Consider the following 26,551-nt stretch of genomic DNA (forward strand, 5'->3'; position numbering starts at 1 on the left):
CCCTGCCTTCGTTCCGAAACCTTCAATTAGGCCCGCGGCGGAATAGTGGGTAGAGCAAGGGTTCGTGGTCTAGGCTGGTTATGACACCTCCTTGACATGGAGGAGGCCGGCGGTTCAAATCCGCCCGAACCCACTATTTTCCCGCGAACATCTCGATGAACGATTTCTGGATAGATAGCTTCCTGATGAGTTCGAATTCCTCGATGTGTTCCACGAACCCGACCATGAAGTTCGACGAGATATCGCTGTGCGAGCGTTGCGGCGGTGTAGTGCTTGACGCCCAATCCAGACAGGCGCGACCACACCTCGAAATGTAACGTTCGACCGTCCAAAACGATAAGCCCGTTTGGAACGAGTGGAGACCATGCAAGAAGCGTACATCGTCGACGCAGTGCGGACCCCGTTCGGCAAGCACGGTGGCTCGTTTCGAGACACCCATCCACAGGACCTCGCGGCGATACCGCTGGAACGGCTCGAAGAGCGCAACGGGTTCTCCGGACCCGACGACATCGAGGACGTGATCTACGGCTGTGTGGACCCGGTGGACGAACAGGCCAACAACATCGCACGGATCGCCCCGATGGTGGCCGGTTGGGGCGACGACGTGCCGGGTGTGCAGCTCGACCGGATGTGCGGGTCGGGCCAGCAGTCGATCAACTTCGCGGCGGGCCAGATCCGTGCGGGCTTCCACGACGTTCTCGTCGCAGGCGGTGTCGAGCACATGACCCGGGTTCCGATGGGTTCGGCCGGTAGCAGTCTCACCGACAGCTACTTCGAGCATTTCGACGAGCTCACCACCCAGGGCGAGGGTGCCGAACGGATCGCCGAGGAGTGGGGGTTCTCCCGAAACGATCTCGACGGGATCGCCGTCGATTCGCAGAACCGCTGGGCCGACGCCGCGGCTGCCGGCCACTACGACGACCAGGTAGTGCCCGTCGAGGTGGGACCCGACGGGGAAACGACCCACGTCGAGACGGACGAACACCCGCGTCCTGGGACGGACATCGAGACGCTCGGCGATCTCCCGCTGGCGTTTCGCGAGGAGGGTGAGGGAGTGATCCACGCCGGCAACTCCTCGGGGATCGTCGATGGTGCGGCGGCGACGTTGGTCGCAAGCGGCGAGGCGTGCGAGCGGTTCGGCTGGGAGCCGATGGCCAGAATCGTCGACAGCCACGTCGTCGGCGTCGATCCCGTGACGATGCTCACGGGACCGATCCCGGCCACGAACGAACTGCTCGACGCGAACGACATGGCGGTGTCCGACATCGACCGCTTCGAGGTCAACGAGGCGTTCGCGTCGGTCGTCGCGGCGTGGCTCGACGAGACGGGTGCCGACTGGAACCGGACGAACGTCTGGGGCGGCGCGATCGCCCACGGCCATCCGCTCGGCGCGACCGGTGCGGCACTCCTCGGCAAACTGCCCTACCAGCTCGACGCGTGTGACGGCCGGTACGGACTGTGTACGATGTGTATCGGCTTCGGCCAGGGGATCGCCACGCTAATCGAACGGGTCTGAGATGGTCCGTTCCGATCGAAAACGGAGACGCGGCGACGGACGATGACGCCCGTGAGATGGCGTCGGGCCGAGTGTTTACAGTCGGCCCGAAATCGCGAATCCGTTCGGTGACTCAGAGGCCGTACTGGCTCGCGATGGTGTTGAGCTGGATCTCGTCGGTCCCCTCGACGATTCGGAAGATCCGTGCCTGATGGAGACGGTCCATGAACGGGTTCTCTTCCGCGAGGCCGCTGCTGCCGTGGACCTGCACCACGTCGTCGGCGATCTCCCAGAACGTGTTGGTTGCGAACCACTTCAGGATCGACGACTCGGCGATGGCGGGATCGCCCCCATCGAGCGTCCACGCACATCGCAACCCGGCAGCGTCGGCGGCGTAGACGTTGGCACGCCCGCGAGCGATCTTGTGTGAGATCGCCTGAAAATCGCCGATCGAACGGTCGAACGCCTCGCGGTCGGTGGCGAACTCGGTGGCACGATCGAGCAGCCACTCGGCGCTGCCGACCGCTTGGGCACCGATCTCTAGCCGGCCGAGGCCGAGAAAGCCCATCGCATCGTAAAACGCCGCATCGACATCGCCGAGCACGCGGTCGTCGGGGATTCGGACGTCGTCGAGTCGGACCTCGGCCTGTCGACCCACCGATCCGACGGCGTTGTTGAGTGGTCCGAGCTCGAACTCGTCGTCCTCGACGATGAAACAGGTGATCCCGCCGTGACGGCCCGCCTCCGCCTGTGGGGTGGTCCGTGCGAACACCTCGATGAAGTCGGCGTAGGGCGCGTTCGTGATCCACTGTTTCGTGCCGTCGAGAACCCACTCGTCACCGTCCTTGTCGGCGTGGGTGTCCATGTTCGGCGAATCGGATCCCACACCCGGTTCGGTCTGAGCGAACGCCGTCGTCTTCTCGGCGCACATCGCCGGTTCGAGGTACTCTTCGATCTGGTCGCCCTCGGCCGCCGCGAGCAGCGGCTTCGGGCCCGCCGGCCCTGCGAGGACCTCGTTCGACAGGGGGACGGCGGATTCGGCGAGGCGTTTGTTCGCGCGATACCACGTCACCGCCGACACGTCCTCACCGCCGGCGTCGCTCGGCATGTTCATGGCGTAGTAGCCCGCCTCGGCGCTCCGTTTGCGGACGCGCCCGATCGCATCGAGTACCTCGTCGGTCAATCGCCCATCGGGCTCGTGGCCGAGTCGCGGGTTCGTGAGCGTCTCCCCGAGCTCCTCGGCGATCGGTTCGACCTCCTGCTCCACGAACTCGTCGAGACTCCGGAGAACGAGCTGGGTTTCCTCGTCGATATCGAACGCGACACCGGAATCGCTCGCTGATCGTCCCATGAGTATCCACGTGGTTCGTCGACATCCCACATAAGACCTTGCTACCGACGACTCACTGCTCGGAGCGCGACCTGATCGGCCTCTGTCCGACGGTATTAGCAACGAACTCGTGCGATCCAGAACGGTGAGCGAACTACGTCCGCGAAAGCTTTGCTGCACGCGGTCCGTTTCTCGTTTCGACCATCTCGAACGTGACCTCTTCCCCGAGTTCGGGCACGTGATCCCGCACAGCGTTCGGAAGGAACAGGACGTCCTTCGCCGTCGCCTCAGTTTCGATGAACCCCGATTGACTGGCGACATTCACGTGACTCACCGTTCCTTTTGTCAGCGATTCGTGATTCATTGGTTGTACATAGCCATGGTACCGATCCTCAAATAGATGTTGGTGTAATGAAGAATGATGGAGAACGTAGATTCTGAGTGACAGAACGAGAACAACGACGAGTTCGACCCGGCAAAGGTCGGAGCAGTGGACCTGATACAGCTCGTTCTGAACGCGGAGTGTCGATCAGGGTCAGATATTCGGCATGCCCGACCGTACGAGCAGCTATGGAACACACCGGGTCGGTGAAAGTGCCGGACGGGAAACTCGTCACCGTGACCGCGACCTACGAGGACACCATCGAATCGGTCACGATCACCGGCGATTTCTTCCTCGAACCGCCGGAGGCACTGGAGAAGCTCGAACGGGTGATCGAGGGACGACCGACGGACGTCCCGAAACAGGAGCTGGTCGACGCGATCGAGACGGTCGACGCAGAGCTGATCGGCTTTTCGGCCGACCATCTCGCCGAGGCGGTCCGGGAGGCGATCGACCGATGACCGGTCCCGGAGTCACACCCGACGAAAACTGGCGGATCATCGACGACGGCGTCCACGACGAACCGACCCATCACGCGCTCGATGACGTGTTGATCGAGCGTCTCGACGACGGCGAGATGGCACCGACGATCCGCTTCTGGTATCGGACGGGACCGGCGGTGCCGATCGGTCGGTTTCAGGCCTATGCCGACGAGGTAGCCGACGAGTACGTCCGCGACCACGATATCGACGTCGTGCGACGGATCACCGGCGGCGGTGCGATGTACGCCGAACCCGGCGCGGTGATCACCTACTCGATCTATCTCCCGCGCGCGGCAGTCTCGGACGATATCGAACGGAGCTACGAACGACTCAACCGATGGGCGATCGACGCACTCCGTGATCTCGGACTGGCAGCCGTTCACGAACCGCTCAACGATATCGCCCACGAAGACGGCAAGATCGGCGGTGCGGCCCAGCTCCGGCGCTCGAACGCGGTGCTTCACCACGTCACGATGAGCTACGCACTCGATATCGAGGCGATGCTCCGAACGCTTCGTATCGGTGAAGAGAAACTCTCGGACAAAGCGGTCACGTCCGCCGAGAAGCGCGTCACCCGTATCGCGGACTACGTTGCCGAGGATCGTGAAGCCGTCATCGACCACCTCAAAGACGAGTTCCGCACCACCTACGGTGGCGAAGAGGGATCGTTGACCGACGACGAACTGACGACGGCGAAGCGACGTGCCGAGACGACGTTCCGGACGGACGAGTGGAACAAGCGTCTGTAGGTTTCGTGGCACAGAATCGGTGCAGCACCGCCGTAACTTCCTGAATCGGAGAGTAAAACCCGAAGCGGTCGCTCATGCATCGAGAGCGGTGACATTAGAAGCGCGCTCGCTCGTGGCAGCCTGCTCGTCCAGTACGGCATCTCGCGGCCGGACGCGGGCACGCTCTCGCTGATCCATTCACTCAGCCACGGCCTGACACGAGGCAACCCCATCCAGCAGGGGACGGCCCACGGCATCGTCGCGTCCCACGCCCTCGACTATCTCTTCGAGCACGTCGACGGCCGGCGGGGTTTACTGGCCGACGCGCTCGGCATGGTCGATGCCGACGACACGGCCGACGCGATCACGACCGCCGTCGCGGACGTCCGGGACGCGCTCGGGTTGCCGACTCGACTCCGTGACGTCGATGGTCCCGAATAGGACGAGTTCCCGGCGGTCGCCGAGGCCGTTCTCGACGACGGCTTCATGGCGAACGTGCCCGCCGAACTGAACCCGACGAGCGAGGAGATCGAAGCGGTGCTGGCGGCGGCGTGGTAGAGAGCGTTCGTATGTCGTGACCTGTTCGCCGTGGTCCCCCCCCCCCCTCACTCAATCGGCGCGATCGGTTCGCCGTTCGTCCGACATCGTCGCCTCCCCGGTCGTCGCCACCTCGTTGACGAGTTCGTGGATACCGACGACGAGCGCCGGCACGACGATCATGAAGATGTGTTCCTCGATCGGGATGCCCAACAGCTCGACGCCGGTGCGGAGCTGGATCTCGAAGACACCCACACGGAGGGTGTACCAGTCCCAGACGTATGCGATCGGGTAGAGCGCCACCACCGTTCGGGCAGCCCGTCTGAGCGACCCGGTGTAGGCCAGCAGCAGGAGCGCGGCCGTCCCGAAGACCACTTCGGTCACGAGATAGGTGTACGGGCCGAACACGCCGATGTCCGGTAGCATCATCCCCTGCACTACGTGCGCGGGGATCAAGAACTGTCGGACTGTTGGGGCGCTGTGGCGATGGGCGACGACACGAAATCGTGTGAATGAGCAAAGTGTTGATTAGCCCCGCCGTTGAACTGGTGAGGGTGAGAGCATGAACATCGCCGACATCGCAACCACCGACCACGCCGAAGTGAGCGCCGACCAGCGCCTCGGGAAGGTTCGAGCGCTTTTCGAGGAGGAGAACCCGCGTGGGCTCATCGTCACCAACGATGGCGAGTACGCCGGCGTGATCACCCAGCGCTCGCTAATGCAATCTCATGTCGAGGACTCGACGAAGGCGAACGCGCTGATGAGCTCGGCCCCGCAGGTCAAACGGACGAGCGACGTGCGAGACGTCGCGCGGATGCTCGTCGAGGGCAACACGAAAGTCGCGCCGGTCGTCGAGGGCGACAGCCTCTGGGGAATCGTCACCGCCGACGCCATCCTGGAGGCCGTCCTCGACAACCTCGACGCGCTCGTCGTCTCGCAGATCCACACCGACGACGTCATCACCATCGCCGAGGACGCCAGCGTCGGCCAGGCGATCAACCGCCTGCGCGAACACGGCGTCTCCCGACTCCCCGTCGAGAACGAGGCGGGCTACCTCACGGGCGTGGCGACGACCCACGATCTCGTCGATTTCGTCGTGCGCAACATGGACCAGCCGACCGAGGGCGAGCGATCGGGTGACTCCGATCGCATGCTCGATATCCCCGTCTACGACCTGATGAGCGCGCCCGTCGAGACGATCTCGGGCGACGAATCCGTTCGCGAAGCGGTGTCGCGAATGCTCGACAACGACTACAACGGGCTGGTCGTCACGCCACCCGAGGACGACCGCACCATCGACGGCGTGCTCACCAAGACCGACGTGCTCCGGGCGCTGACGTTCACCGAAGAGGACCACATGGACGTCCAGATCACCAACATCGACCTGCTCGACACGATCACTCGTGGGGATCTCCGTGAATCCGTGACGCAGGTCGCCGACAAGTTCCAGGAGATGCAGGTCCACCACGCCCACGTGCGATTCCACAAACACAAGGAGAAACTCCGTGGCACGCCGTTGATCCAGTGTCAGATCCGCCTGCGCACGAGCCAGGGCCAGGTCGCCGGCACCGGCGAGGGCTACGGGGCCGAGAGCGCCTTCCGGGTCGCACTCGACAAACTCGAACGCAACGTCCTCGAACGAAAGGGGATCAGGGCCGACGAGCAGCGCCGCGGGCAGATCCTCAGAAAGCTCAACGAGATCTGATCGGTGACTCGCGGACGGTGCGACTCTTTTTCATCGAACGAAACGAGCAGTGGTTCGGTCGTATCGCGTCGGATCGTACCGCGATTCGGCTGGCCGATCCGATCAGGCCGCACCGCCGACGTACAGCACGACGACGAGGAACAGCCACACGACGTCGACGAAGTGCCAGTACATCGAGACGGTGCTCACGGAGGTGTGACGCTCGGCGGTGTACTGGCCGGCGAGTCCGCGCACGAAGACGATTCCGAGGAGGATCGCACCCATCGTGACGTGGAGCCCGTGCAGTCCGGTGAGGCTGAAGAAGGCGCTGGCGAAGATGCCGTCGGTGAGGGTAAACCCTTCCTCGATGATGAAGGTGTAGTACTCGAAGACCTGGCCGCCGATGAAGACGATCCCCAGGAGAAGGGTGACGCCGAGCAGCCCGAGGAACCCCTTGCGATTGTCCTTGCGCAGCGAGATCTCGGCGAAGTGGATGGTGAAACTGCTGGCGACCAGCAGCGCCGTGTTGATCAGTACCAGTGAACTGAGGAGATGGGGGAGTTCACCGGGTGGCCACGTGCCCACGCGGATGAAGAAGAAGTAGATGAAGCCGGCACCGAAGGTGGCGATCTCGGTACCCAGAAACAGCAGCATGCCGAAGCGCAGCGAGCCCGCGCCGTGGCTGTCGGTGCCGCGTGACCAGTAGTCGGCGACGAAGGCGTGATAGAGCCAGCCGAACAGCCCGAACAGAAAGAGGCCGGCGCTGGCGATGAAGACGATCGGGCCGGCCGATGGCGGGACGAGTTCGATATCGCCGTGTCCAAGGAAGAACAGCGCCGCGCCGAGATAGAGCCCGGCAGCGCCCGCAGCGCTGATGAACGGCCACCAGCTCGCCTCGCCGAACCCGCGCGGCCAGTCCTCGGTCGCCGGGAGGTGGTGTCCCTCCCCCTCGTTCGTGTCGTCGGCGGTTCCCATACGCGCCGGTTGCACACCGATGATTAAAAACCCTCTTACACCGCTCGGCAGCCAGCCGCCGGCTGCTCGCCACGGCTGGCGGTCGTTTCGATGGGTTTGTTACGGTCGCAGCCCACGGAGCGGTATGGACGACCAGCCAGGGTTGAGCGACCAGTATCGGATGTCGAGTCCGTGGCCGCTCATCGTCGTGCTCGGCCTCCTGTTTTCGGAGCTCGGCCTGCTGTTCAACGTGTTTCCGGTCGCCGTCGGCGGACTGCTCCTGTTCGTCGGAGCCATCGCCGGCATCGTGCTCGAATCGGGCTACGCTGACCGACCGTGGAACCTGCTCGCGGGACTCGGCGTCGCGCTCTGTGTGCTCGGCGCGCTCGTCACCGTGACCCAACTCGACAGCGTCACGCTCGATGCGATCGCCACCGTCGTCGGCCAACCCAACGGGATCGTCGGTCGTGGTGTCGAGCTGCTGATCGCAGGCGTCGTCTCGATCGCCATCGGGGCGGGCGGACGGTTCGCCGAGAGCGAGTCCATCTGACGATACAGAGCCGAACGAGACACCGAGGAACCGACAACCTATTTATCCGGCCGGGTGAAGGGGTCAATCATGTCAGAGCGCACGTTCGACCGCGAGACGCTCCTCGACCTCACGGTCAATATCGTTCCGCTCGGGATCCTCACGTTCTTCATCCTCGTCTTCCTGTTCGCCAGCCCGTGGGAGCTCGACCCGTTCGTGACCGCCATCAGCATCGGGCTGTTGGTCGTCCCGTTCGCCGTCCTCGTGCTGGTCACGTTCGTCTCCGGACGGGCGGTCGCACAGGACGAACAGAGCGCTGCCGCCGCCGGCGAACTCTCGGCGAGCGACGCAACCCTCGATAGCGGCGTCGAGGAGGAGCTGGTGAGCGACGATCATCCCGAAAGCGATGACGACCAATCCGAAAGCGATGCCGAGAACGACGAGAGCAGCGACGCGGAACGCGACGACGCTGGCGGCGACGAGGACGACGAGAACTGATGCCATCGTCGGTGCCCGACGCCGCTTCCGTCCAGCGATCGGCGTGTGGGCAGCCGGAATCTAAGGATTCTTTACCCCGTAGGTCACAGGGTCGGACATGGTAGAAGCGCAGTTGGTGTTGACAGCGTTGATGGGGCTGTTCCTGGCGGGCGTGGCCGTCTGGCTCAGCCGCATCGAGGACTGGCGTTCGTACACGCCGCTTGCCGGCGGTGGTGGTGCCGTCGGCGAGGAGAGCGGCTACGCGCACAACGAAAAGCCGAGTGGTCTCATCCGATGGCTGACGACCGTCGATCACAAGGACATCGGGATTCTCTACGGGACCTACTCCATCATCGCGTTCGCCGTCGGTGGTATCATGGTCATTCTGATGCGGACCGAGCTGCTCACGCCCGACGAGGCCATCATCGGTTCGCAGTTCTACAACTCACTGCTGACCAGCCACGGCATCACGATGCTGTTCCTGTTCGGCACGCCGATGATCGCGGCCTTCGGGAACTACTTCATTCCGCTGCTCGTCAACGCCGAGGACATGGCGTTCCCACGTATCAACGCCATCGCGTTCTGGATGCTGCCGCCGGGGGCGCTGCTGGTCTGGGCCGGCTTCCTCGTCGTGCCGTTTACCGATATTCAGCCCGCACAGACCGCCTGGACCATGTACACGCCGCTGTCGGCCGGTGTCGGCACCGGGACGCAGGCCGGCGTCTCCGGGCTCGGTATCGACTTCATGCTGTTGGGACTGCATTTCACCGGGCTTTCGGCGACGATGGGCGCGATCAACTTCATCGCGACCATCTTCACCGATCGTGGTAGCGACGTCAACTGGGCGAATCTCGACATCTTCAGCTGGACGATGCTCACCCAGTCGGGGCTGATCCTCTTCGCGTTCCCGCTGCTTGGCAGCGCGCTCATCATGCTGCTGCTCGACCGTAACTTCGGGACGACGTTCTTCCTCGCGGAGGGTGGTGGGCCGATCCTCTGGCAACATCTGTTCTGGTTCTTCGGCCATCCGGAGGTCTATATCCTCGCGCTCCCGCCGATGGGGCTGGTCAGTTTCATCCTCCCGAAGTTCTCCGGACGCAAGCTGTTCGGCTTCAAGTTCGTCGTCTACTCGACGCTGGCCATCGGCGTGCTCTCCTTCGGCGTCTGGGCACACCACATGTTCGCGACCGGTATCGACCCGCGCATCCGCGCGAGCTTCGAGGCCGTCTCGCTCGCGATCGCCATCCCGAGCGCCGTCAAGGTGTTCAACTGGACGACGACGCTCTGGGGCGGCAATCTCAGACTCACCGCACCGATGCTGTTCTGTGTCGGTGCGGTCTCGAACTTCATCTTCGGCGGCGTCACCGGCGTGTTCACCGCAGCGATCCCGATCGACCTCGTGCTGCACGACACCTACTACATCGTCGGCCACTTCCACTACATCCTCATGGGACTGCTCGCCTTCACGGTGTTCGCCGGGATCTACTACTGGTTCCCCATCATCACCGGCAAGATGTACCAGAAACGCCTCGCGAAGTGGCACTTCTGGCTGACGATGATCGGGACGAACATCACCTTCTTCGCCATGCTCCTGCTGGGCTATCTCGGCATGCCCCGCCGATACGCGACCTACACCTTCGGCGTCGGTCCCCAGCAGATAATCGAGGTTCTCCACCAGGTGACGACGCTCGGGGCGTTCATCCTACTGGTCGGCCAGATCATCTGGGTCTGGAACATGATCCAGTCGTGGTACGAAGCGCCGACGCTTCAGGACAACGACCCGTGGGATCTCAAGGAGACCGGCCAGTTCACCAACGAGTGGGGCTGGAACGAACGTCGCCTCGAAACGGCCATCGCCGACGGCGGCGAGGAAGAGGAGACAGCGATGACCGATGGCGGCGACCCCGTCGACGAGTCGGCCGACACCGAGTAGGCGTTCGACACGCCGATCGAACGTTCGACCGTCGTCGTGATTTTCGATGTTACAGAACGATTGAATAAGGTCGACTATCGATCGAGAGAGCCGCCATCGCCGCGTCCGTCCGCTGGCACCACTGGCGACGTCTCGAATACCCTTTTTTTTTTGGATGGACAGGTCGTGGAAAAGAGATCGACGGCGGCTTGGAGTGGTTCAGCTGGTGGCGACGAGAACGACGGCCATGACCGCCATCAACAGTGCGATGCCCGAGAGGACCGCCAGCAGGATCTCCTTTTCGCTCATAGAGCGCATAGCGGACACGCGGACAAAAGGCTAATCTTCCGGCGAGCGGTAGCAGTCGTGTGTCCGAGACCCCAACGCACGGACGGCGGGCGGATTACAGCGGCCGCAGCGTCGTGTTCGCCATCTACTGCGTCGCTATCGGCGTCGCCGGAGTGATGGGCTTTCTCCTCGGGATGATCGGGCCGGACGCGCTCCGCTCGGTGAAACTGTTTTTCCTCATCGAGATGCCACCGACGCCGCTCGGGCTGGCGATCTACGGGATGGTGACGCTCGCGACCATCCTCGGCGTGCTCTTGCTCGCGGTTCGGTTCGTCTCCCGACGCTACGGCGACCGAGACCGGTAAGGCGGCGCGACTCGTTCACTGACCATGTACACCGTCGTCGTGGGTGCTGGTACTGACCACGAACGCACGCTGCGGAAAGCTCGCGCGATCGTCGATCTGCCCGCGGCCACGGACTCCCTCGCTGTCGTGCTGGTACGGGCGGGCGATGGCTCCGCCGACCCGTCGGAGATCACTGCGTTTTTCGACGAACACGATATCGACACCACCGTCGAGACCGTGAGCAGCGATCCACCGACCGCGCTCGTCGAAGTGGCGGCCGAGCGCGAGGCCGATCTCATCTGTGTCGGTGGTCGGACGCGCTCGCCGGCCGGGAAGGCACAGCTGCGCAGCGGTGCACAGTCGGTGCTGATCAACGCCGACCGGCCCGTGTTGGTCGCGGGCGAGCCGGATCACTGATTCAATCACGCGTCGCGGACGCCGAACGCGAGCGACAGTACGGCCGCCTCGCCTTCGCCCGGAAGGAGGTCAGCGTCGACGAGACTCTGGAAGTCGATCATGAGGCCGAATCCCGCGAGATCGAGCGGTGCCGGATTCCCGCACTCTATCGGGTGGCGTGGGGTCGTTTTAGTCCGCCTGGAGCTGATCGCGGATCGTCTCGGGCACGCTCGGATCGGCGAGCGTGCTCGTGTTGCCGAGCTCCTCGTCGTTGGAGATGTCCTCGAGGAGTCGACGCATGATCTTCCCCGAGCGGGTCTTCGGCAGTTCGTCGACAAAGAGCACGTTCGACGGCCGGGCGAACTTGCCGATACCCTCCTCGACGGATTCGACGATGCGCCCGCGCAGCTCTTCGGTTTCCTCGACGCCCTCCCTGACGGTGACGTAGACATCGGGCACCTCGCCCTTCTCGGCGTCGTCACGCGCGGCGACGGCCGCCTCGGCGACGTCCTCGACCTCCGCGATCGCGCTTTCGAGCTCCATCGTTCCCAGCCGGTGGCCAGCGACGTTCATCACGTCGTCGAGCCGGCCGAGGATCCGGTAGTAGCCATCCGTTCCCTGGACGGCCGCGTCGCCCGCCTCGTAGATCCAGTCCGCGGGGTCGTCGGAGTCAGTATCGGAGAATCGCTCCCAGTATTCCTCGATGAACCGTTCGTCGTCGCCGTGTACGGTTTGAAGCATGCCCGGCCACGGCCGCGTAATGGCGAGGTTGCCCGCCTCGCCGGATTCGGGCGCGATCTCCTCGCCCGCGTCGTCGAGGATGGCCGGTTCGATTCCGGGAGCCGGATGGCCGGCGCTGCCGGGTTTCATGTCCTGGATCGCCGGCAGGTTCGTGATCATGTGCCCGCCGTTTTCGGTCTGCCACCAGGTGTCGACGATGACGGCGCTCTCGTCGCCGATGTGCTTGTAGTACCAGAGCCACGCCTCGGGCTGGATCGGCTCGCCGACGGTCGTCATGTGCCGGAAGTCGAAGTCGTAGCCCTCCACTTCCTCCTCACCCCACTTCATGAACTGGCGGACAGCCGTCGGCGAGGTGTGGAAGATATCCACGTCGTACTTCTCGGCGATCTCCCACGTCCGCCCCTTGTGCGGATAGTCGGGCGTCCCCTCGTACATCACCGAGGTGGTACCGAGCGAGAGCGGCCCGTAGACGATGTAGCTGTGACCGGTGATCCAGCCGATATCCGCCGAACACCAGTAGGTGTCGCTCGGCTTGATGTCCTCGTCGTACTTTGCGGTGCCCGTCGCGTAGGCGAGATAGCCACCCGTCCGATGCTGGCAGCCCTTCGGCTGGCCCGTCGTTCCCGAGGTGTACATGAGAAAGAGCGGGTCCTCGGCGTCGCGGCTGACCGGTTCGACGCGCTCACCACGGTGGTCGTCGAGAAGCTCCGAAACGAGCGTGTAGCCGTCGCTGACGTCGACCTGTGGCTCGTCGTGGCGCGTCCACGCGAGCACGTCGGGATCGCCGTCGACCTCGGCCATCGCCTCGTCGGCCTTCTCGATGTGGTCGAGGAAGTCGCCACGGCGGTAGTAGCCGTCGATGGTGACGACGTGATCGGAGTCGGCGTCGTCGACCCGTTCAGCGAGCGCGCTCGCCGAGAAGCCGGCGAAGACGACGCTGTGGGGCGCACCGATACGCGCGCACGCGAGCATCGTGATCGGCAGCGCCGGCACCATCGGGAGATGGATCGTGACGATGTCGTCCTCCTCGACGCCGGCCGAGCGCAGCGCGGCGGCCATCTCGTTGACCTCGCGATAGAGGTCCTGATAGCTGACGTTGCGCTGTTCGCCGTCCTCGCCCTCCCAGAGCAGTGCGGTCTGGTTCTTGCGCTCGTCGAGATGGCGGTCGATGCAGTTGTGGCTGGCGTTCAGTTTCCCGCCGACGAACCACTCGTAAAAGGGCGGGTTCGAGTCGTCGAGCACCTCGTCCCAGTGTTCGTCCCAGTCGAGCATTGCGGCGTACTCCTCGAACCCCTCGGGGAACTCGTCGAACCGGTCGTAGACCGCAGGATCAGCCATGTTGGCCTGTCCGACGAACTCGGTCGGCGGCTCGAAGTATTCCTGTTCGGCCAGCCGTGATTCGATCGTCAACTCGTCATCGGTTGTCATAAATTGTCGTACCCAAATATGGCCGACGGCGCGACGATACATAATTGTTATCCCGAGAGCGACGGAGCCGAACCGGCTGCTGGCGGGGCGATCGGGCGACGGAATCAGGTCACACCGACGGTCTCGCGGTAGGAGCCGTGACGGCGCTCGAACAGCTCCATGATCTCACCCATCGTCGTTCCCACCTTCACCGCTTCGACGATGGCCGGCATGGCGTTGTCACCGCTCTCGACCGCTTCGCCGAGCGTTTCGAGTGCGTCCTCGACGGCCGCGTCGTCGCGCTCTTCTTTCACCTCGGCGAGGCGATCGCGCTGACGTTCCTGGACCTCCTCGTCGACGTGGAGCATCTCCGGTTTGGTGTCCTCGTCCGACTCGTACTTGTTGACCCCCACAACTGTTTCCTCGCCCGTCTCGACGCGCTCCTGATACTCGAAGGAAGCGTCCTGAATCTCGCGGTGGAAGTAGCCCTGTTCGATACCCGCGAGCACGCCGTCGCGCACCGAGCCGTCGCCCATCTCGCGGATCTCCTCGATGTAGGCCATCGCCTTTTCTTCCGTTTCGTCGGTGAGGCTCTCGACCGCGAAACTCCCGCCGAGAGGGTCGACGATGTCCGCCGCACCCGACTCCTCGGCGATGATCTGCTGGGTTCTGAGCGCGACGCGTACCGCCTGTTCGGAGGGGAGCGCGAGCGCCTCGTCGTAGCTGTTGGTGTGGAGGCTCTGGGTCCCTCCCAACACCCCGGCGAGCGCCTGGACCGTCACCCGGGCGACGTTGTTGAGCGGTTGCTGGGCGGTGAGGCTCTGGCCGGCGGTCTGGGTGTGGAACTTGAGCTGCTTCGATTTCGGATCCTCGGCGTCGTACCACTCGTCCATCACGTTCGCGTAGATGCGCCGCGCGGCCCGGAACTTGGCGACCTCCTCGAACAGCGAGTTGTGCGAGTTGAAGAAAAATGAGAGCTGCGGCGCGAACTCGTCGATGTCCAATCCCCTGTCGAGCGCGTCCTCGACGTAGGCGAACCCGTCGGCCAGGGTGAAGGCGAGCTCCTGGATCGCCGTCGAACCTGCCTCGCGGATGTGGTAACCCGAGATCGAGACGGGTTTGATCTTCGGCGTCTCCGCGACGGCGAACTCGATCGTGTCGGTGACGAGATCGAGCGACGGATCGGGCGGGATGACCCACTCCTTCTGCGCGATGAACTCCTTCAGCATGTCGTTTTGCATCGTGCCCCGGAGTTTCTCGCGGGGCACCCCGCGCTTGTCGGCGAGGGCGACGTACATCGCAAAGATCACGGGCGCGCTCGGGTTGATCGTGAACGACGTCGAAACTTCTTCCAAATCGATGCCGTCGAAGAGGATCTCCATGTCTCTGAGCGTATCGACCGCGACGCCTTCTTTCCCCACTTCGCCGTCGGCCATCGCGTCGTCGGAGTCGATCCCCATCAGCGTCGGCATGTCGAACGCCGTCGACAGTCCCGTCTGACCCTCGTCGACGAGGTAATGAAAGCGCTCGTTGGTCTCTTCGGCGGTGCCGAAGCCGGCGAACTGGCGCATCGTCCACGTCCGCCCACGGTACATCGTCGGGTAAACCCCCCTGGTGTACGGCTCCTCGCCGGGGTAGCCCAGATCCTCGTCGTAGTCGACGTCGGCGACGTCGTCGGGCGTGTAGAGCCGATCGACGTCGAGGTTCGAGACCGTGGCGAAGTTCTCCTGGCGTTCGCCGTGGTGCTCCAGAACGGGATCGAGGGTCTCCTCGGCCCATCGGTCCTTCCCCTCGCGGATCGCTTCGAGATCCTCCTCGTCGTACATGCTCGCAGTTTTTGCGTGGGTCGTCAATGAAGGTTCCGGGCAGGAAGACGTGGCCTCATTCGGGGTTCTGGAGACGCTCGACGCTCTCGATGAGCGGATGGTGGGCGTAGTCGACGACCGCGATGTCGTCGATCGTCGAGAGCCCCTCGTTGCGTGCGGTCTGAACCATCCCGAGCTCGACGCGTTCGTCGACCACGATCACGTAGGCGTCCATCTCCTCGATCCCCGACTGCGCGGCGGCCTTCACCCGATGATGGCCGTCGGCGAGCAGCAGTTTCGCACCCCCGTTGTCGATGACGACGAGCGGTTCGGTCAGCCCGTGGTCGAGTTCGTAGCTCCGGCCTTCGAGTTCATCTCCATAGACCTTCGACTGGGTGGGTGTCAGGTCGGCGAGCGCGACGCGCCGGCGCTCCTCGACCGTCTCGACGCCGTGGATGTTCTCGAGCGTGCGCGAGAGCTTGCCCACCTTCTCGGGCGTGGCGCGCTCGATCTGGCTGCGGACGACGTCAGTGTTGGCGATGATCCCCGTGAGGTTGCCGGCGTCGTCGACGACCGGCAGTTTCTGGATGCCCGATCGCAGGATGACCCGTGCGGCGTCCGAGAGCGCCATGTCGGGGTGTGCGACGACGAGATCGTCGCTCATGACGGTGAAGACGAGCGCGCTGTCGTCGGCGAGCAGGAGATCGCGGGCGCTGACGAAGCCGATACAGTTGCGACCCTCACAGACCGGCAGGCCGCTGTGCTCTTCGCTTTCGGCGATGCGGCGGGCGACCGCTGCGACCGTGTCGTCCGGCGAGACGGTCGCGACCTCGCGGGTCATGTAGTCGGCGACCCGTGGCTTGTCGCTGCCTTCGTTCATTGCGAAGCCGTCGCCGCGAGCGGACAAAAACGTCTCGTTCAGTCGCGTGACGACTCCTCATCGTCAGCGTCGCCATCCTCGTCGTCGGCGAACGGGCCGACCGAGCGCGCGTTGGGACGCGATTCGATGGCGGTGAAGAAGCGCTCGACGATGAGGTCGTGGACGATCGACGAGAGCTCCGCCTCCTCGTTCTCGCCGAGCAGCCCGAGCGGGATCTGTGCGCCGGCCATGTCGGCGTGGCCGCCGCCGCTGCCGATCTGATCGAAGGCGTCCCGCAAGGTCTCGCCGATGTCGAGGGTCGCCCCGCGGGTCCGCCCCGAACAGTAGACCGTCCCGTCGATGATGCCGTACACCAGCGTGGTCCGCACACCTTCGATGTCGAGCAGCTGATCGGCCGATTGGGCGAGCGCATCGCGTTCGTGGAGCTCCTCGATGTGGCTCACGAGCACCGAGCCGCGGACCTCGCGGTTGGTGATCGCCCGTGCCATCGTTTCGAGCGTCTCGGCACTCATGCTCGGCGTCGCGATCCGTTCGAGCACCGATTCGTCGGTAAAGGGGAGCAGGTAGGCCGCGGCATCGAAGTCCACCGTCGAAGCCTCGCGTCGGAAGTCGTCCGTGTCGACGCGGATCCCGTAGAGCAGCGCGGTCGCGACGGTCTCGTCGATCTCGATGCCGAGCTGGCGGAGATACTCGACGAGCAGCGTGCTCGTCGCGCCCACGTCGCTCCGGAGATCGACGAACCGTGCCTCAACCGGCGCGCGCGGTGGATGGTGGTCGATCAGTACGTCCACGGGAGTGTTCTCAGGCAGTTGGTCGTTGACGCCCGGTCGGGAGTGATCGACGAGCGCGATCCCGCCGTAGTCGTCGATGTCACCCGGTTCGAGCTCGTGGAGCTCGACGTCCAGAACGTTGATCAGCGCGCGGTTCTCCTGATGGGTGATCTCGCCGAAATAGCAGATCTCCGCCTCACGGCCGACCGTCCGTGCGACCTTACAGAGCGCGAGCGCGCTCGCGATCGCGTCGGGATCAGGGTTGTCGTGGGTGACGACCGCGAGCGACCCGTCGATCGAGCGGAGCACGCGCCGGAGCCGTCGGGGACGCATACTCGCCTCGCCGATGCGCTCGACGAGATCGCTGGCGACGGTCGCTTCCCTATCGACGAGCCGGTCGACGATCGATTCGATCTGTAACCGTGTTTCGACAGCGGGTTCCTCGCCCACGTACGCGAGGACGAAGGCGTCGGGGTAGTGTTCGCGGGCGAGTTCGGCGGCCACTCGGTTAGTGGCCGGGTCGTCGGCGGCCACGACGACGATGTCGACCGGTCGCTCCACCTCTTCGAGGGTTTCGGGATCGGTCGGGTCGGCCAGACGGGCCGTGACGCGGTCGCTGCGAAGGGTCTCGATGCGATGTTCGTCCGCACAACAGACCAGCACCGTCCCCGGCCGGTCGGCGAGCTCGCTCACGAGCGTCCGACCGACGGAGCCGCAGCCGAGCACGAGCCGCGAGACCATGCCCACCGCTGGGTGCCACGACGATTAAAACCCCCGCAAGCGGGATGATACACTGTCGGACGGAGTGTCGACATACGACACCCATTCACCGTCGCATCGTGTTTCAAAGCCTTTGTAACGATCGACCGCGGAATTATGGCCATGACGGCAACCGTCGTCGTCCTCGGCGCTGGGTATGCCGGGGCCGGCGCGATACTGAGCCTCGAAGACGCCCTCGACGAGGAGACCGATCTCGTGTGGGTCTCCGACAACGATTACCATCTCGTTCTTCACGAGAGCCATCGCTGTATCCGTGATCCGAGCGTCCAACAGAACGTGACGATCCCCGTCGATTCGATCAAATCGCCCAGCACGCGCTTCATTCAGGGCGAGGTCACTGGTCTCGACTGCGACGACCAGGAGGTCTCCCTCGACGACGGGTCGACGGTTTCCTACGACTACGCGCTCGTCACGCTCGGTTCACAGACCGCCTACTACGGCATCGACGGGCTCGAAGAGCACTCGCTGACGCTCAAGAGCCTCGACGACGCCTTCGAGATCCACGATCAGGTCAAGGAGGCCGCCCGCGAGGCGACAGAGGACGATCCCGCACAGGTCGCCATCGGCGGGGCCGGGCTCTCCGGCATCCAGACCGCCGGCGAGGTCGCCGAGTTCCGCGACATGCATCACGCACCGATCGAGATCACGCTCGTCGAGGCGCTCGACGAGATCTTCCCGGGCAACGATCCCGAGCTCCAAGGGGCGCTCAGAAAGCGCCTGCTCGATCTCGACATCGAGATCGCGACCGGCGACCCGATCACCCAGGCCGAAGCGGGCGAGATCCACTTCGAATCCGGCGAGTCGCTCGCCCACGACGTGTTCGTCTGGACCGGTGGCATCACCGGACGGGACGCGATGGACGATGCGGAGCTCGACAACGAACACAACCGCGTCAACGCCGACGCGACGTTCGAAACGAGCGACGATCACGTGTTCGCGCTCGGCGACTCGGCGATCGTCGACCAGCCCGACGGGCCGTGTCCGCCGACCGCACAGGCCGCCTGGCAGGCCGCCGAGGTCGCCGGCGAGAACGTCGCGCGCGCGCTCCACGGCCAGCCTCTGGCCGAGTGGACCCACGAGGACAAGGGCACCGTCATCTCGGTCGGCGACAAGGCCGTCGCCCACGACGTCGTCGGCGTTCCGATGAACACCTTCGGCGGGCCGGCGGCGGAGATCCTGAAGAAAGGGATCGCCACGCGCTGGATCCGTGACGTCGGCGGCACGCTGCGTGCGGCGCGCGCGTGGCCGAACATGTAGCTATCGGCGATCAACCGACTGTTTTTCACTGCGCGCCACCCAGCCTGTGGCATGCGCGTCGCGCTGGTTTCCGTCGGTGACGAACTGTTAGCCGGCGATACGGTCAACACCAATGCCTCGTGGCTCGGCACGCGCCTCACCGAGCGAGGGGCCGACGTCGAGCGCGCGGTCGTCGTCCCCGACGATATCGACGAGATCGCCGCCACCATCGCCAGCCTCCACGATCGCTACGACGCCGTCCTCGTCACCGGTGGGCTCGGGCCGACCCACGACGACATGACGATGGACGCCGTCGCGCGGGCGTTCGATCGTGATCTCGAAGAGAACAACGAGGCCGTCGAGTGGCTCGAAGCACACGGTGGCTACGAGCGCGACGATCTCGCGACCGGCACGACCGATCTCCCGAGCGGTGCGCGCGTGCTCCACAACGAGGAGGGCGTCGCGCCGGGCTGTGTCGTCGAAGGGGTGTACGTCTTCCCGGGCGTGCCCGACGAGATGAAGGCGATGTTCGCGTCGGTCGCCGAGGAGTTCACGGGCACCGTCGAGGCCGTCGAGTTCGTCTACGCCGACGAGCCCGAGAGCGCGCTGCTCGACAGGATCGAAGAAGTACGCGAGCGCTTCGACGTGAGCGTGGGAAGCTATCCCGGCGAACACGTCCGTCTCAAGGTCCAGAGCGCGAGTCAGGACGAGGTCACGGCGGCGGCCGACTGGCTCGCCGAGCACGTCACGCTCGTCGAGGACTAACGGTAGAGATACGCCCACCACGCGGCGACGATGACCAGTCCCGCGATCGTAACGAGCGCGCCGGCCCCGTTGATGATACCCGTCTGCACGCCTTCCTGGAGGAGCACCGCGTTCATGGTCGTGTTTTCCGGCCCGTCCCTATAGGTCGTTCGAGTCGGACGGCTTTTGCCGGCGACCCCGGTAGAACCGGTATGCGACGTGTCGGCTTCGTGGTGAACCCGATCGCCGGGATGGGCGGTCGAGTCGGACTGAAAGGGACCGACGGCAAGGTCGAGGAGGCACGCGAGCGCGGGGCGGAACAGCGGGCTCCGGAACGCGCCCGCGAGGCGCTCGACGGACTGCTGGCCGCCGATCCGGACGTCGAACTTCTCGTCGCCGGCGGCGAGATGGGCGAGACGATCGCCGTCGACGCCGGGTTCGAGCCCGACGTTTGCACCCAATCCTCGGGAGAGACGAGCGCTGCCGACACGCGCGACGCCGTCGCGGCGTTCGCCGATGCGGGCGTCGATCTCGTTCTCTTCGTCGGCGGCGACGGCACCGCGGTCGACGTCGCCGAGACGCTCGACGAGCACGACGACGAAATCCCGATGCTCGGCGTGCCCGCCGGCGTCAAGATCTATTCGTCGGTGTTCGCGGTCTCGCCGCGCGCGGCCGGACGGATCGCGGCGACCTTCGAGCGCACCGAGACCCGCGAGGTCAACGACATCGACGAGGAGGCCTATCGTGCGGGCGAGGTGATGAGCGAACTGAAGGGGCTCGCCGAGGTTCCCGTCGCCGAGGAACTCCAGTCGAGCAAACAGCTCTCGGGAGGGAGCGTCGAGACGCTCGCGGCGGGGATCGCCGCCGACGTCGAGGCGGGCACGACCTACGTGCTCGGACCGGGGAGCACGCTCGGCGCGATCAAACGCGAACTCGGCTTCGACGGCAGCCCGCTCGGCGTCGACGTCTGGCGAGCGAACGAGGAGGGTGGCGAACTGCTCGTTCGCGATGGGAGCGCCGACGAGATCGAGGGGAGTCTCGGCGAGCGAAACGTCGTGATGGTCTCGCCGATCGGCGGTCAGGGGTTCGTCTTCGGGCGGGGCAACCAGCAGCTCTCGCCGGCCGTGCTCCGGGCGTCCGAGATCGAGATCGTCGCCTCGCGAGCCAAACTCGACGATATCGGCGTGTTGCGTGTCGACACCGGGGATGGGGAGCTTGACGAGGAACTGCGTGGCTGGCGGAAGGTCAGGATCGGGCGCGTCGAGCAGCGATTGCTGGAGATCGTGTAAGGGTGTATCGCTAGTAGGCTCGGCGGGCTGTTTAGTGGGGTATGGTGAAGATTAAGGTGATTGAGGACACCATGACCGCATGGTCGAAACGCGAAAAGTCCAGCGGCTCGGTCCGTCGACGCTGGCGATGACGCTGCCCGCCGAATGGGCGCGCTCACACGACGTCGAGAAGGGAGACGAGGTGTCGCTGCGCGCTGGAGGGAAGGGGACGCTCACCGTGATGCCCGAATCCTCACAGACCGAGGAGTCGCGGGCGACGATCCACGCCGAGAACATGGACGCGGACGTGCTCGAACGCGCCATCGTTTCCCAGTACGTCCTCGGTCGTCGGGTCATCCACGTCGAGGTCGAGGAAGGGACCCTCGACTCGGCGCACATCAACGCCGTCTACAACGCCGAAACCCAGCTGATGGGCCTCGGCGTCATCGAGGAGACGCCGGAGCGCATCGCCATCCGCTGTTCGGTCGATCCGGAGGATTTCACGCTCGACAACCTGCTCGAACGGCTCGAATCGACGGGAAGTACGATGCGCGACGAGGCGATGAAGGCGCTCGCGCTCGGCAACCCCGACTTCGCCGAGCGCGCGCTGAATCGCGAGCGACAGGCGAACAAGATCTTCGTCCTCCTCTTGCGGCTGATCTTCACCGCCTACCAGAACCCGACGCTCGCGCGGGCGGTGGGGCTGGACGACGGGTTCCCGCTCATCGGCTACCGCTCGATCGCCAAGAACCTGGAGCTGACCGCCGACAACGCCGAGGACATCGCCACGATCGCGATGGAGTCGCCGGGCCACACGCTCGACATCGACGACGCGACGACGCGGCGCATCAGGGAGTTCACCGACGACGTCGACGAGATCTCCGAACTGGCGGTGCGGGCCGCCGTCGAACGCGACTTCGAACGCACCGTCGAGGTGCGCGAACGGTTCGCCGAGCTCAACGACCGCGAGAGCGAGATCCTCGACGACCTGCCACAGATGAGCAACGAGGCATTACTGCGCGTGCGCGAGGTACTCGTCAGCCTCGCCAAGACCGCCGAGTACGCCGTCCGCAACGCCGAGATCGTCACCAACCTCGCGCTCGACGAGGAGTCGATCCACACGACCATCGAATAGTCCCGTCACCGGTTTAGGCTCCGGCGTCATATCACGGTCGATGGACGACAGCGTTCTCGACACCATCGGATCGCCGCTGGTGGAAGTCGCCGCACCGGCCGGCGCGACCGTCGCCGCGAAGATCGAATCGAAGAACCCGGGCGGGTCGGCGAAGGATCGTCCCGCAAAGGCAATGATCGCGGCCGCCGAGGAGGAGGGTTTGCTAGAACCGGGCGACCGCATGGTCGAGCCGACGAGCGGCAACACGGGCATCGGGCTCGCGGTCGTCGCGGCGGCGAAAGGATACGATCTCACGGTCGTGATGCCGGCCTCGAAATCCGAGGAGCGGCGCAACCTCATGCGCGCCTACGGCGCGGACGTCGACCTCGTCGACGGGGAGATGGAGGAAGCGAGGGAGCGTGCCGACGAACTCGAGGCCGAAGGGATGGTCCAGCTCCGCCAGTTCGAGAACCCCGCCAACGCGCGCGCACACTACGAGACGACAGCCGAGGAGATCCTCGATCAGATCGAGGGGCGCACCGTGGACGCGCTCGTCGCCGGGGTCGGCACCGGCGGGACGATCACCGGCATCGGCAGCCGACTGCACGAGGAGTTCCCCGAGATGGAGGTCGTCGCGGTCGAACCCGACACCAACGCCGTGCTCTCGACCGGTGAAGCCGGCGTCGACGATTTCGAAGGAATGGGGCCGGGGTTCGTGAGCGACGTTCTCGACACCGATCTCCTGAGTTCGGTCGAGACGGTCGCCCTCGACGACGCCGAGGACGAATGCCGACGGCTCGCTCGCGAGGAGGGGATTCTGGTGGGCCAGTCGAGCGGCGCGTCGAACCTCGCCGCCCACCGGGTCGCCGAGCGCCTCGCCGATGAAGACGACAGCAGCGCGACCGACGACACAGACGCCACCGATGACCCGCTCGTCGTCACCGTCTTCTGGGACAGCGGCGAGCGATACATGTCGACCGGCATGTTCGATTGAGCCACGGCGACAGACGCACCGCGACCGCTGGACGATCGTCATCGAAGCGGTCCCAAAACTTACGTCGCGTTCGCTCGTAGAATACGTCATGCGATACCGTCGTCCGCGCGCACTGGGTATCGCGGCCATCGCGCTCGCTGGGATCGCCAGCGCCGTCGTCTACCCGGATCTGCCGACCCGGCTGGCGACCAACTGGGGTCTCGACGGCGGTGTCAATGGGACGATGACCCGTCCTCTGGGCGCGTTCTTCCTACCGGGGCTCGCCGCTGGCGTCTATCTCTTCGTGCTTGTCTCGCCACGGTTCGACCCGCGAAAGCGGAACATCGAGGCGTTCCGCGGCATCTACGAGTGGTTTGCCGCCGGGATGACGTGGTTTCTGGGCTACGTTCACGCGCTCGTACTCCTCTGGAACCTCGGCGTTCGACCGCCGATCGGGGCCGCGCTCGCGCCGGCGATCGGGGCCGTCTTCTACGGGGCCGGGCTACTCGTCGAGCGTGCCGAACCGAACTGGATCGCCGGGATCCGGACGCCGTGGACGCTGGACGACGACGTGGTGTGGGAGCGAACGAACCGCCGGGCGGCGCTCGCGCTGAAACTCGCCGGGATCGCCGCGTTCGGCGGCCTCCTCGTCCCCGACGCCGCCATCGCGTTCGTTATCGTCCCCGCGCTGCTCGCCGTCGCGTACGTCACCGTCTACTCCTACGTCGCGTATCGACGCCGCGGAACGACGTGATCGTTCGCGCTCCGGCGTGGGATCGTCCGTTTCGCCGCTTTCCAAACGGCTTTTCGGTCGTCAGCCCTTCGATTCGGTGTATGTCTCAAGAGCAGTTCAGTCCCGACAGCGTCGAGTGTGCGAAGGAGATGCCGATGCTCGGGTTCGGAACCTGGGAGAACGAGGACCCCGAGCAGTGTACCGAGAGCGTCCGCACGGCGCTCGACACGGGCTACCGACACGTCGACACCGCACAGGCGTACGGCAACGAGAAGAGCGTCGGCGAGGGGATCGAACGGGCCGACGTCCCCCGTGAGGACGTCTTTCTCGCCACCAAGGTCTGGATCTCGAATCTGGGCTACGACGACGTGATCCACAGCACGACCCAGAGCCTCGACGATCTCGGCGTGAATTCGGTCGACCTGCTCTACACCCACTGGCCGTCCGGCGAGTACGATCCTGAGGATACGCTGTCGGCGTTCGCCGAACTGAAGGACCGCGGTGCGATCGATCGCATCGGGGTCTCCAACTTCGAACCCGAACATCTCGACACCGCCCGTGAGGTGCTCGACGAGCCGATCTTCGCCGAACAGGCCGAGTGCCATCCCCTCCTGCCGCAGACGGAGCTCCGAGACTACTGTGACGAGCACGACATCGAGTTCGTCGCCTACTCGCCGCTCGCGCGCGGGAAGGTCTTCGAGATCGACGAACTCGGTGAGATCGCCGACAAACACGACGCCAGCGAGGCACAGATCAGCCTCGCGTGGCTCCGCGAGAAGGACGTGACCGTGATCCCGAAGGCGACGAGCGCCGACCACATCGAGGACAACTGGGCGTCGCTCGGCGTCGACCTCGACGACGAAGACATCGCGAAAATCGATGCCATCGACGAACGCGAGCGGCAGGTCGATCCCGACTTCGCTCCGTGGTGAGGGACGAACGTCACGATCTCTGAGGCCGGTTTACCAACACTTATTCTCACAGCACTCCGAGGATCGATATGGAGTTCGACCTCGGAAAGACGGTCGGGGCGTTCGTGGTGCTGTTCGCCATCATCGCCATCGGCACGTTCATGAGTCCGATGGCGACGAGCACCGTGATGATGGTGCTCGGCGGCCTGCTCGTCTTCGGCGTACTGACGCTGTTCATCGGCATCCAGCACGGCGAGTACCGCGCGCTGCGCTGATACCGTCGATCGACGCGAGTCGTATGTGATAGCACACCACCCCGGCGCGAAGCCACAAACCCTTTTACGGTCCTAATTATATCTCATTACGAGATGCCACAGGACTTTCCCGACTACCTCGACGTCGACTACACCGACGGCGAGGGCGAAGACCCCGAGGACTACCCGAGCATCGAGGACAAGATCGAGAAGGCGATCCAGGTTACGAAGACGGGGCTCGAACAGTACGACAACCCCGCGGTGATGTGGACCGGCGGCAAGGACTCGACGCTCACGCTCTACTTCATCAAGGAGGTCGCCGAGCGCTTCGATCTCGACGTCCCGCCCGCGATCTTCATCGACCACTACCAGCACTTCGACGAGATCCACGACTTCGTCGACAAATGGGCCGACGAGTGGGATCTCGACGTCCGCTACGCGCGCAACGAGGACGTCGGCAACTACGTCGACGAGCACGGGCTCGAACCCGGTGACGACATCGAGATCGCGGAGCTCTCCGAGCACAACCGCCATCACGTCCGCGAGATCCTCGAATACGAGGAGGACACGTTCGACTTCCTGCTCGACACCTACGTCGGCAACCACCTGCTCAAGACGGTCGCGCTCAACGACGCCCTCGAAGAGTACGACGTCGACGGCGTCATCTCGGGCGTGCGCTGGGACGAACAGGAGGCCCGTGCCGACGAGACCTTCTTCAGCCCGCGTCACGACCCCGAGATCTACCCGCCCCACGACCGCATCCAGCCGATCCTCCAGTTCGAGGAGCGCGACGTCTGGGACGCCTTCTGGAACTTCGCGGTGCCCGAAACGGTCGCCGAGTACCCCGACGAGGGCTACGTCCCCCAGAGCGCCGACGACCTGCCGAACGGCCTCACCAACGGGGACATCCCGATCAGCCCGAAATACTTCGCCGGCTTCCGCTCACTCGGCAGCGAAGTCAGTACCGAAAAGGCAGACGAGGAGCCCGCCTGGCTCCAGGACCTCGAAGGCACGACCGAGCGCGCGGGCCGCGCCCAGGACAAAGAAGACCTGATGGAGCGCCTGCGCGATCTCGGCTACATGTAGGACCTTTTTTGACCTCGGGTCCGCGAAGCGGACCACTCGGCCAAAAATCTCCACCAAAAAAGACCGCTCGCGCCTTCGGCGCTCGCGGTGAACCGCGCTCACTTCGTTCGCGCGGACACCATCGTTCTCCGCTTCCCGCACCCGCACAGCACCGCAGAAGCCCTCACTCGCTTCGCTCGTTCGCCCTTCATCCACCAGGAGAGTTTCCTCTCCTGAGCCTGCGGTCGCTCCGCGACCGCAGACACCAGGACCGCGCCGCCACCGCAACCGCCCCGCCACCCAGCGGCTGCTCCGCCGCTTCGCCAGCCGCC

General features: G+C 64.8%; 27 protein-coding genes and 1 tRNA gene. 19 read left to right on the forward strand and 9 right to left on the reverse strand.

Features of this window, described 5'->3' with window-relative positions; genetic code table 11:
- Positions 1 to 58 precede the first annotated feature (58 nt).
- Positions 59 to 133, forward strand: a tRNA-Val gene (locus NO363_RS08765).
- Between the two features lie 231 nt (positions 134 to 364).
- A complete protein-coding gene (locus NO363_RS08770) occupies positions 365 to 1,516 on the forward strand; it encodes a thiolase family protein (RefSeq protein WP_256684461.1) in 1,152 nt (383 codons plus the stop codon).
- Positions 1,517 to 1,628: 112 nt separating this feature from the next.
- Here NO363_RS08770 and NO363_RS08775 read toward each other — a convergent pair whose 3' ends face one another.
- A complete protein-coding gene (locus NO363_RS08775; protein ID WP_256684462.1) occupies positions 1,629 to 2,846 on the reverse strand; it encodes an acyl-CoA dehydrogenase family protein in 1,218 nt (405 codons plus the stop codon).
- Positions 2,847 to 2,979: 133 nt separating this feature from the next.
- Positions 2,980 to 3,159, reverse strand: coding sequence for a cold-shock protein (locus tag NO363_RS08780; protein WP_256684463.1), 180 nt, complete (start codon positions 3,157 to 3,159; stop codon positions 2,980 to 2,982).
- Between the two features lie 236 nt (positions 3,160 to 3,395).
- On the opposite strand from NO363_RS08780, the gene lplB reads away from it, so the two are divergent.
- On the forward strand, positions 3,396 to 3,668 hold the full coding sequence (lplB, locus tag NO363_RS08785; protein ID WP_256684465.1) for a lipoate-protein ligase small subunit: 273 nt from the start codon (positions 3,396 to 3,398) through the stop codon (positions 3,666 to 3,668).
- Complete coding sequence (locus NO363_RS08790; protein WP_256684467.1) at positions 3,665 to 4,438, forward strand: lipoate--protein ligase family protein; 774 nt, start codon at positions 3,665 to 3,667, stop codon at positions 4,436 to 4,438. The genes lplB and NO363_RS08790 overlap by 4 nt, the downstream gene beginning before the upstream one ends.
- 291 nt (positions 4,439 to 4,729) lie before the next feature.
- Here the strand turns inward: NO363_RS08790 and NO363_RS14195 are convergent, their stop codons facing one another.
- Both NO363_RS14195 and NO363_RS08800 read right to left on the reverse strand, forming a co-directional pair.
- On the reverse strand, positions 4,730 to 5,026 hold the full coding sequence (locus tag NO363_RS14195) for a hypothetical protein (protein ID WP_440939883.1): 297 nt from the start codon (positions 5,024 to 5,026) through the stop codon (positions 4,730 to 4,732).
- Entirely contained in the window at positions 5,027 to 5,380 is a 354-nt protein-coding gene (locus NO363_RS08800) for a lycopene cyclase domain-containing protein (RefSeq protein WP_256687943.1), read from the reverse strand.
- A 136-nt stretch (positions 5,381 to 5,516) separates the two neighbouring features.
- On the opposite strand from NO363_RS08800, the gene NO363_RS08805 reads away from it, so the two are divergent.
- Positions 5,517 to 6,659: a CBS domain-containing protein gene (locus tag NO363_RS08805; protein ID WP_256684469.1), complete on the forward strand. Its 1,143-nt coding sequence runs from the start codon at positions 5,517 to 5,519 to the stop codon at positions 6,657 to 6,659.
- A gap of 102 nt (positions 6,660 to 6,761) precedes the next feature.
- On the opposite strand, the gene NO363_RS08810 is transcribed toward NO363_RS08805, so the two are convergent.
- Entirely contained in the window at positions 6,762 to 7,613 is an 852-nt protein-coding gene (locus tag NO363_RS08810; protein ID WP_256684471.1) for a cytochrome c oxidase subunit 3, read from the reverse strand.
- Between the two features lie 124 nt (positions 7,614 to 7,737).
- Here NO363_RS08810 and NO363_RS08815 point away from each other — a divergent pair, with 124 nt between their 5' ends.
- The 5 genes from NO363_RS08815 to NO363_RS08835 all read left to right on the forward strand — a co-directional run bounded on the left by NO363_RS08815 (position 7,738) and on the right by NO363_RS08835 (position 11,559).
- A complete protein-coding gene (locus tag NO363_RS08815; RefSeq protein ID WP_256684472.1) occupies positions 7,738 to 8,142 on the forward strand; it encodes a DUF7541 family protein in 405 nt (134 codons plus the stop codon).
- A gap of 69 nt (positions 8,143 to 8,211) precedes the next feature.
- Entirely contained in the window at positions 8,212 to 8,619 is a 408-nt protein-coding gene (locus tag NO363_RS08820) for a DUF6684 family protein (protein WP_256684473.1), read from the forward strand.
- A gap of 130 nt (positions 8,620 to 8,749) precedes the next feature.
- Entirely contained in the window at positions 8,750 to 10,531 is a 1,782-nt protein-coding gene (locus NO363_RS08825) for a cbb3-type cytochrome c oxidase subunit I (RefSeq protein ID WP_256687945.1), read from the forward strand.
- Positions 10,532 to 10,878: 347 nt separating this feature from the next.
- Positions 10,879 to 11,163 (forward strand): DUF7520 family protein, encoded by a 285-nt coding sequence (locus tag NO363_RS08830; RefSeq protein WP_256684474.1) that lies wholly within the window; start codon positions 10,879 to 10,881, stop codon positions 11,161 to 11,163.
- 24 nt (positions 11,164 to 11,187) lie between these two features.
- Positions 11,188 to 11,559 (forward strand): universal stress protein, encoded by a 372-nt coding sequence (locus NO363_RS08835; RefSeq protein ID WP_256684476.1) that lies wholly within the window; start codon positions 11,188 to 11,190, stop codon positions 11,557 to 11,559.
- Between the two features lie 168 nt (positions 11,560 to 11,727).
- Here the strand turns inward: NO363_RS08835 and acs are convergent, their stop codons facing one another.
- The 4 genes from acs to NO363_RS08855 form a co-directional block, all read right to left on the reverse strand.
- Positions 11,728 to 13,707, reverse strand: coding sequence for an acetate--CoA ligase (acs, locus tag NO363_RS08840; protein WP_256684477.1), 1,980 nt, complete (start codon positions 13,705 to 13,707; stop codon positions 11,728 to 11,730).
- A gap of 104 nt (positions 13,708 to 13,811) precedes the next feature.
- Positions 13,812 to 15,512 (reverse strand): acyl-CoA mutase large subunit family protein, encoded by a 1,701-nt coding sequence (locus tag NO363_RS08845; RefSeq protein ID WP_256684478.1) that lies wholly within the window; start codon positions 15,510 to 15,512, stop codon positions 13,812 to 13,814.
- A gap of 55 nt (positions 15,513 to 15,567) precedes the next feature.
- Positions 15,568 to 16,371, reverse strand: coding sequence for a CBS pair associated ParBc domain-containing protein (locus NO363_RS08850; RefSeq protein WP_256684479.1), 804 nt, complete (start codon positions 16,369 to 16,371; stop codon positions 15,568 to 15,570).
- A gap of 38 nt (positions 16,372 to 16,409) precedes the next feature.
- Positions 16,410 to 17,882, reverse strand: a complete 1,473-nt coding sequence (locus NO363_RS08855) for a DHH family phosphoesterase (RefSeq protein ID WP_256684480.1) — start codon at positions 17,880 to 17,882, stop codon at positions 16,410 to 16,412.
- Positions 17,883 to 18,023: 141 nt separating this feature from the next.
- Here NO363_RS08855 and NO363_RS08860 point away from each other — a divergent pair, with 141 nt between their 5' ends.
- The 9 genes from NO363_RS08860 (at position 18,024) to NO363_RS08900 (ending at position 26,240) form a co-directional block, all read left to right on the forward strand.
- Entirely contained in the window at positions 18,024 to 19,178 is a 1,155-nt protein-coding gene (locus NO363_RS08860; RefSeq protein ID WP_256684482.1) for an NAD(P)/FAD-dependent oxidoreductase, read from the forward strand.
- A gap of 51 nt (positions 19,179 to 19,229) precedes the next feature.
- Positions 19,230 to 19,922: a competence/damage-inducible protein A gene (locus NO363_RS08865; RefSeq protein WP_256684484.1), complete on the forward strand. Its 693-nt coding sequence runs from the start codon at positions 19,230 to 19,232 to the stop codon at positions 19,920 to 19,922.
- A gap of 191 nt (positions 19,923 to 20,113) precedes the next feature.
- Complete coding sequence (locus NO363_RS08870) at positions 20,114 to 21,190, forward strand: ATP-NAD kinase family protein (protein WP_256684485.1); 1,077 nt, start codon at positions 20,114 to 20,116, stop codon at positions 21,188 to 21,190.
- Positions 21,191 to 21,269: 79 nt separating this feature from the next.
- On the forward strand, positions 21,270 to 22,304 hold the full coding sequence (locus NO363_RS08875) for a phosphate signaling complex PhoU family protein (RefSeq protein WP_256684486.1): 1,035 nt from the start codon (positions 21,270 to 21,272) through the stop codon (positions 22,302 to 22,304).
- A gap of 40 nt (positions 22,305 to 22,344) precedes the next feature.
- Entirely contained in the window at positions 22,345 to 23,277 is a 933-nt protein-coding gene (locus NO363_RS08880; protein WP_256684487.1) for a PLP-dependent cysteine synthase family protein, read from the forward strand.
- An 88-nt stretch (positions 23,278 to 23,365) separates the two neighbouring features.
- Positions 23,366 to 24,010 (forward strand): SdpI family protein, encoded by a 645-nt coding sequence (locus NO363_RS08885; RefSeq protein WP_256684489.1) that lies wholly within the window; start codon positions 23,366 to 23,368, stop codon positions 24,008 to 24,010.
- An 80-nt stretch (positions 24,011 to 24,090) separates the two neighbouring features.
- A complete protein-coding gene (locus tag NO363_RS08890; RefSeq protein WP_370525548.1) occupies positions 24,091 to 24,921 on the forward strand; it encodes an aldo/keto reductase in 831 nt (276 codons plus the stop codon).
- A 68-nt stretch (positions 24,922 to 24,989) separates the two neighbouring features.
- Positions 24,990 to 25,175, forward strand: coding sequence for a DUF7333 family protein (locus NO363_RS08895; RefSeq protein WP_004055902.1), 186 nt, complete (start codon positions 24,990 to 24,992; stop codon positions 25,173 to 25,175).
- 93 nt (positions 25,176 to 25,268) lie between these two features.
- Positions 25,269 to 26,240: a phosphoadenosine phosphosulfate reductase family protein gene (locus NO363_RS08900; RefSeq protein WP_256684491.1), complete on the forward strand. Its 972-nt coding sequence runs from the start codon at positions 25,269 to 25,271 to the stop codon at positions 26,238 to 26,240.
- The last annotated feature ends 311 nt before the right edge of the window (positions 26,241 to 26,551 follow it).

Source organism: Halococcus qingdaonensis, from assembly GCF_024508235.1.
GTDB classification, from domain to species: domain Archaea; phylum Halobacteriota; class Halobacteria; order Halobacteriales; family Halococcaceae; genus Halococcus; species Halococcus qingdaonensis.

What these genes read in the sequence shown, in the direction of transcription:
- NO363_RS08770 (WP_256684461.1), top strand. Translation starts at nt 365, where the DNA reads ATGCAAGAAGCGTACATCGTCGACGCAGTGCGGACCCCGTTCGGCAAG.
- NO363_RS08775 (WP_256684462.1), bottom strand. Translation starts at nt 2,846, where the DNA reads ATGGGACGATCAGCGAGCGATTCCGGTGTCGCGTTCGATATCGACGAG.
- lplB (WP_256684465.1), top strand. Translation starts at nt 3,396, where the DNA reads ATGGAACACACCGGGTCGGTGAAAGTGCCGGACGGGAAACTCGTCACC.
- NO363_RS08790 (WP_256684467.1), top strand. Translation starts at nt 3,665, where the DNA reads ATGACCGGTCCCGGAGTCACACCCGACGAAAACTGGCGGATCATCGAC.
- NO363_RS08800 (WP_256687943.1), bottom strand. Translation starts at nt 5,380, where the DNA reads ATGCTACCGGACATCGGCGTGTTCGGCCCGTACACCTATCTCGTGACC.
- NO363_RS08805 (WP_256684469.1), top strand. Translation starts at nt 5,517, where the DNA reads ATGAACATCGCCGACATCGCAACCACCGACCACGCCGAAGTGAGCGCC.
- NO363_RS08810 (WP_256684471.1), bottom strand. Translation starts at nt 7,613, where the DNA reads ATGGGAACCGCCGACGACACGAACGAGGGGGAGGGACACCACCTCCCG.
- NO363_RS08815 (WP_256684472.1), top strand. Translation starts at nt 7,738, where the DNA reads ATGGACGACCAGCCAGGGTTGAGCGACCAGTATCGGATGTCGAGTCCG.
- NO363_RS08820 (WP_256684473.1), top strand. Translation starts at nt 8,212, where the DNA reads ATGTCAGAGCGCACGTTCGACCGCGAGACGCTCCTCGACCTCACGGTC.
- NO363_RS08825 (WP_256687945.1), top strand. Translation starts at nt 8,750, where the DNA reads ATGGGGCTGTTCCTGGCGGGCGTGGCCGTCTGGCTCAGCCGCATCGAG.
- NO363_RS08835 (WP_256684476.1), top strand. Translation starts at nt 11,188, where the DNA reads ATGTACACCGTCGTCGTGGGTGCTGGTACTGACCACGAACGCACGCTG.
- acs (WP_256684477.1), bottom strand. Translation starts at nt 13,707, where the DNA reads ATGACAACCGATGACGAGTTGACGATCGAATCACGGCTGGCCGAACAG.
- NO363_RS08845 (WP_256684478.1), bottom strand. Translation starts at nt 15,512, where the DNA reads ATGTACGACGAGGAGGATCTCGAAGCGATCCGCGAGGGGAAGGACCGA.
- NO363_RS08850 (WP_256684479.1), bottom strand. Translation starts at nt 16,371, where the DNA reads ATGAACGAAGGCAGCGACAAGCCACGGGTCGCCGACTACATGACCCGC.
- NO363_RS08855 (WP_256684480.1), bottom strand. Translation starts at nt 17,882, where the DNA reads ATGGTCTCGCGGCTCGTGCTCGGCTGCGGCTCCGTCGGTCGGACGCTC.
- NO363_RS08860 (WP_256684482.1), top strand. Translation starts at nt 18,024, where the DNA reads ATGACGGCAACCGTCGTCGTCCTCGGCGCTGGGTATGCCGGGGCCGGC.
- NO363_RS08865 (WP_256684484.1), top strand. Translation starts at nt 19,230, where the DNA reads ATGCGCGTCGCGCTGGTTTCCGTCGGTGACGAACTGTTAGCCGGCGAT.
- NO363_RS08870 (WP_256684485.1), top strand. Translation starts at nt 20,114, where the DNA reads ATGCGACGTGTCGGCTTCGTGGTGAACCCGATCGCCGGGATGGGCGGT.
- NO363_RS08875 (WP_256684486.1), top strand. Translation starts at nt 21,270, where the DNA reads ATGGTCGAAACGCGAAAAGTCCAGCGGCTCGGTCCGTCGACGCTGGCG.
- NO363_RS08880 (WP_256684487.1), top strand. Translation starts at nt 22,345, where the DNA reads ATGGACGACAGCGTTCTCGACACCATCGGATCGCCGCTGGTGGAAGTC.
- NO363_RS08885 (WP_256684489.1), top strand. Translation starts at nt 23,366, where the DNA reads ATGCGATACCGTCGTCCGCGCGCACTGGGTATCGCGGCCATCGCGCTC.
- NO363_RS08890 (WP_370525548.1), top strand. Translation starts at nt 24,091, where the DNA reads ATGTCTCAAGAGCAGTTCAGTCCCGACAGCGTCGAGTGTGCGAAGGAG.
- NO363_RS08895 (WP_004055902.1), top strand. Translation starts at nt 24,990, where the DNA reads ATGGAGTTCGACCTCGGAAAGACGGTCGGGGCGTTCGTGGTGCTGTTC.
- NO363_RS08900 (WP_256684491.1), top strand. Translation starts at nt 25,269, where the DNA reads ATGCCACAGGACTTTCCCGACTACCTCGACGTCGACTACACCGACGGC.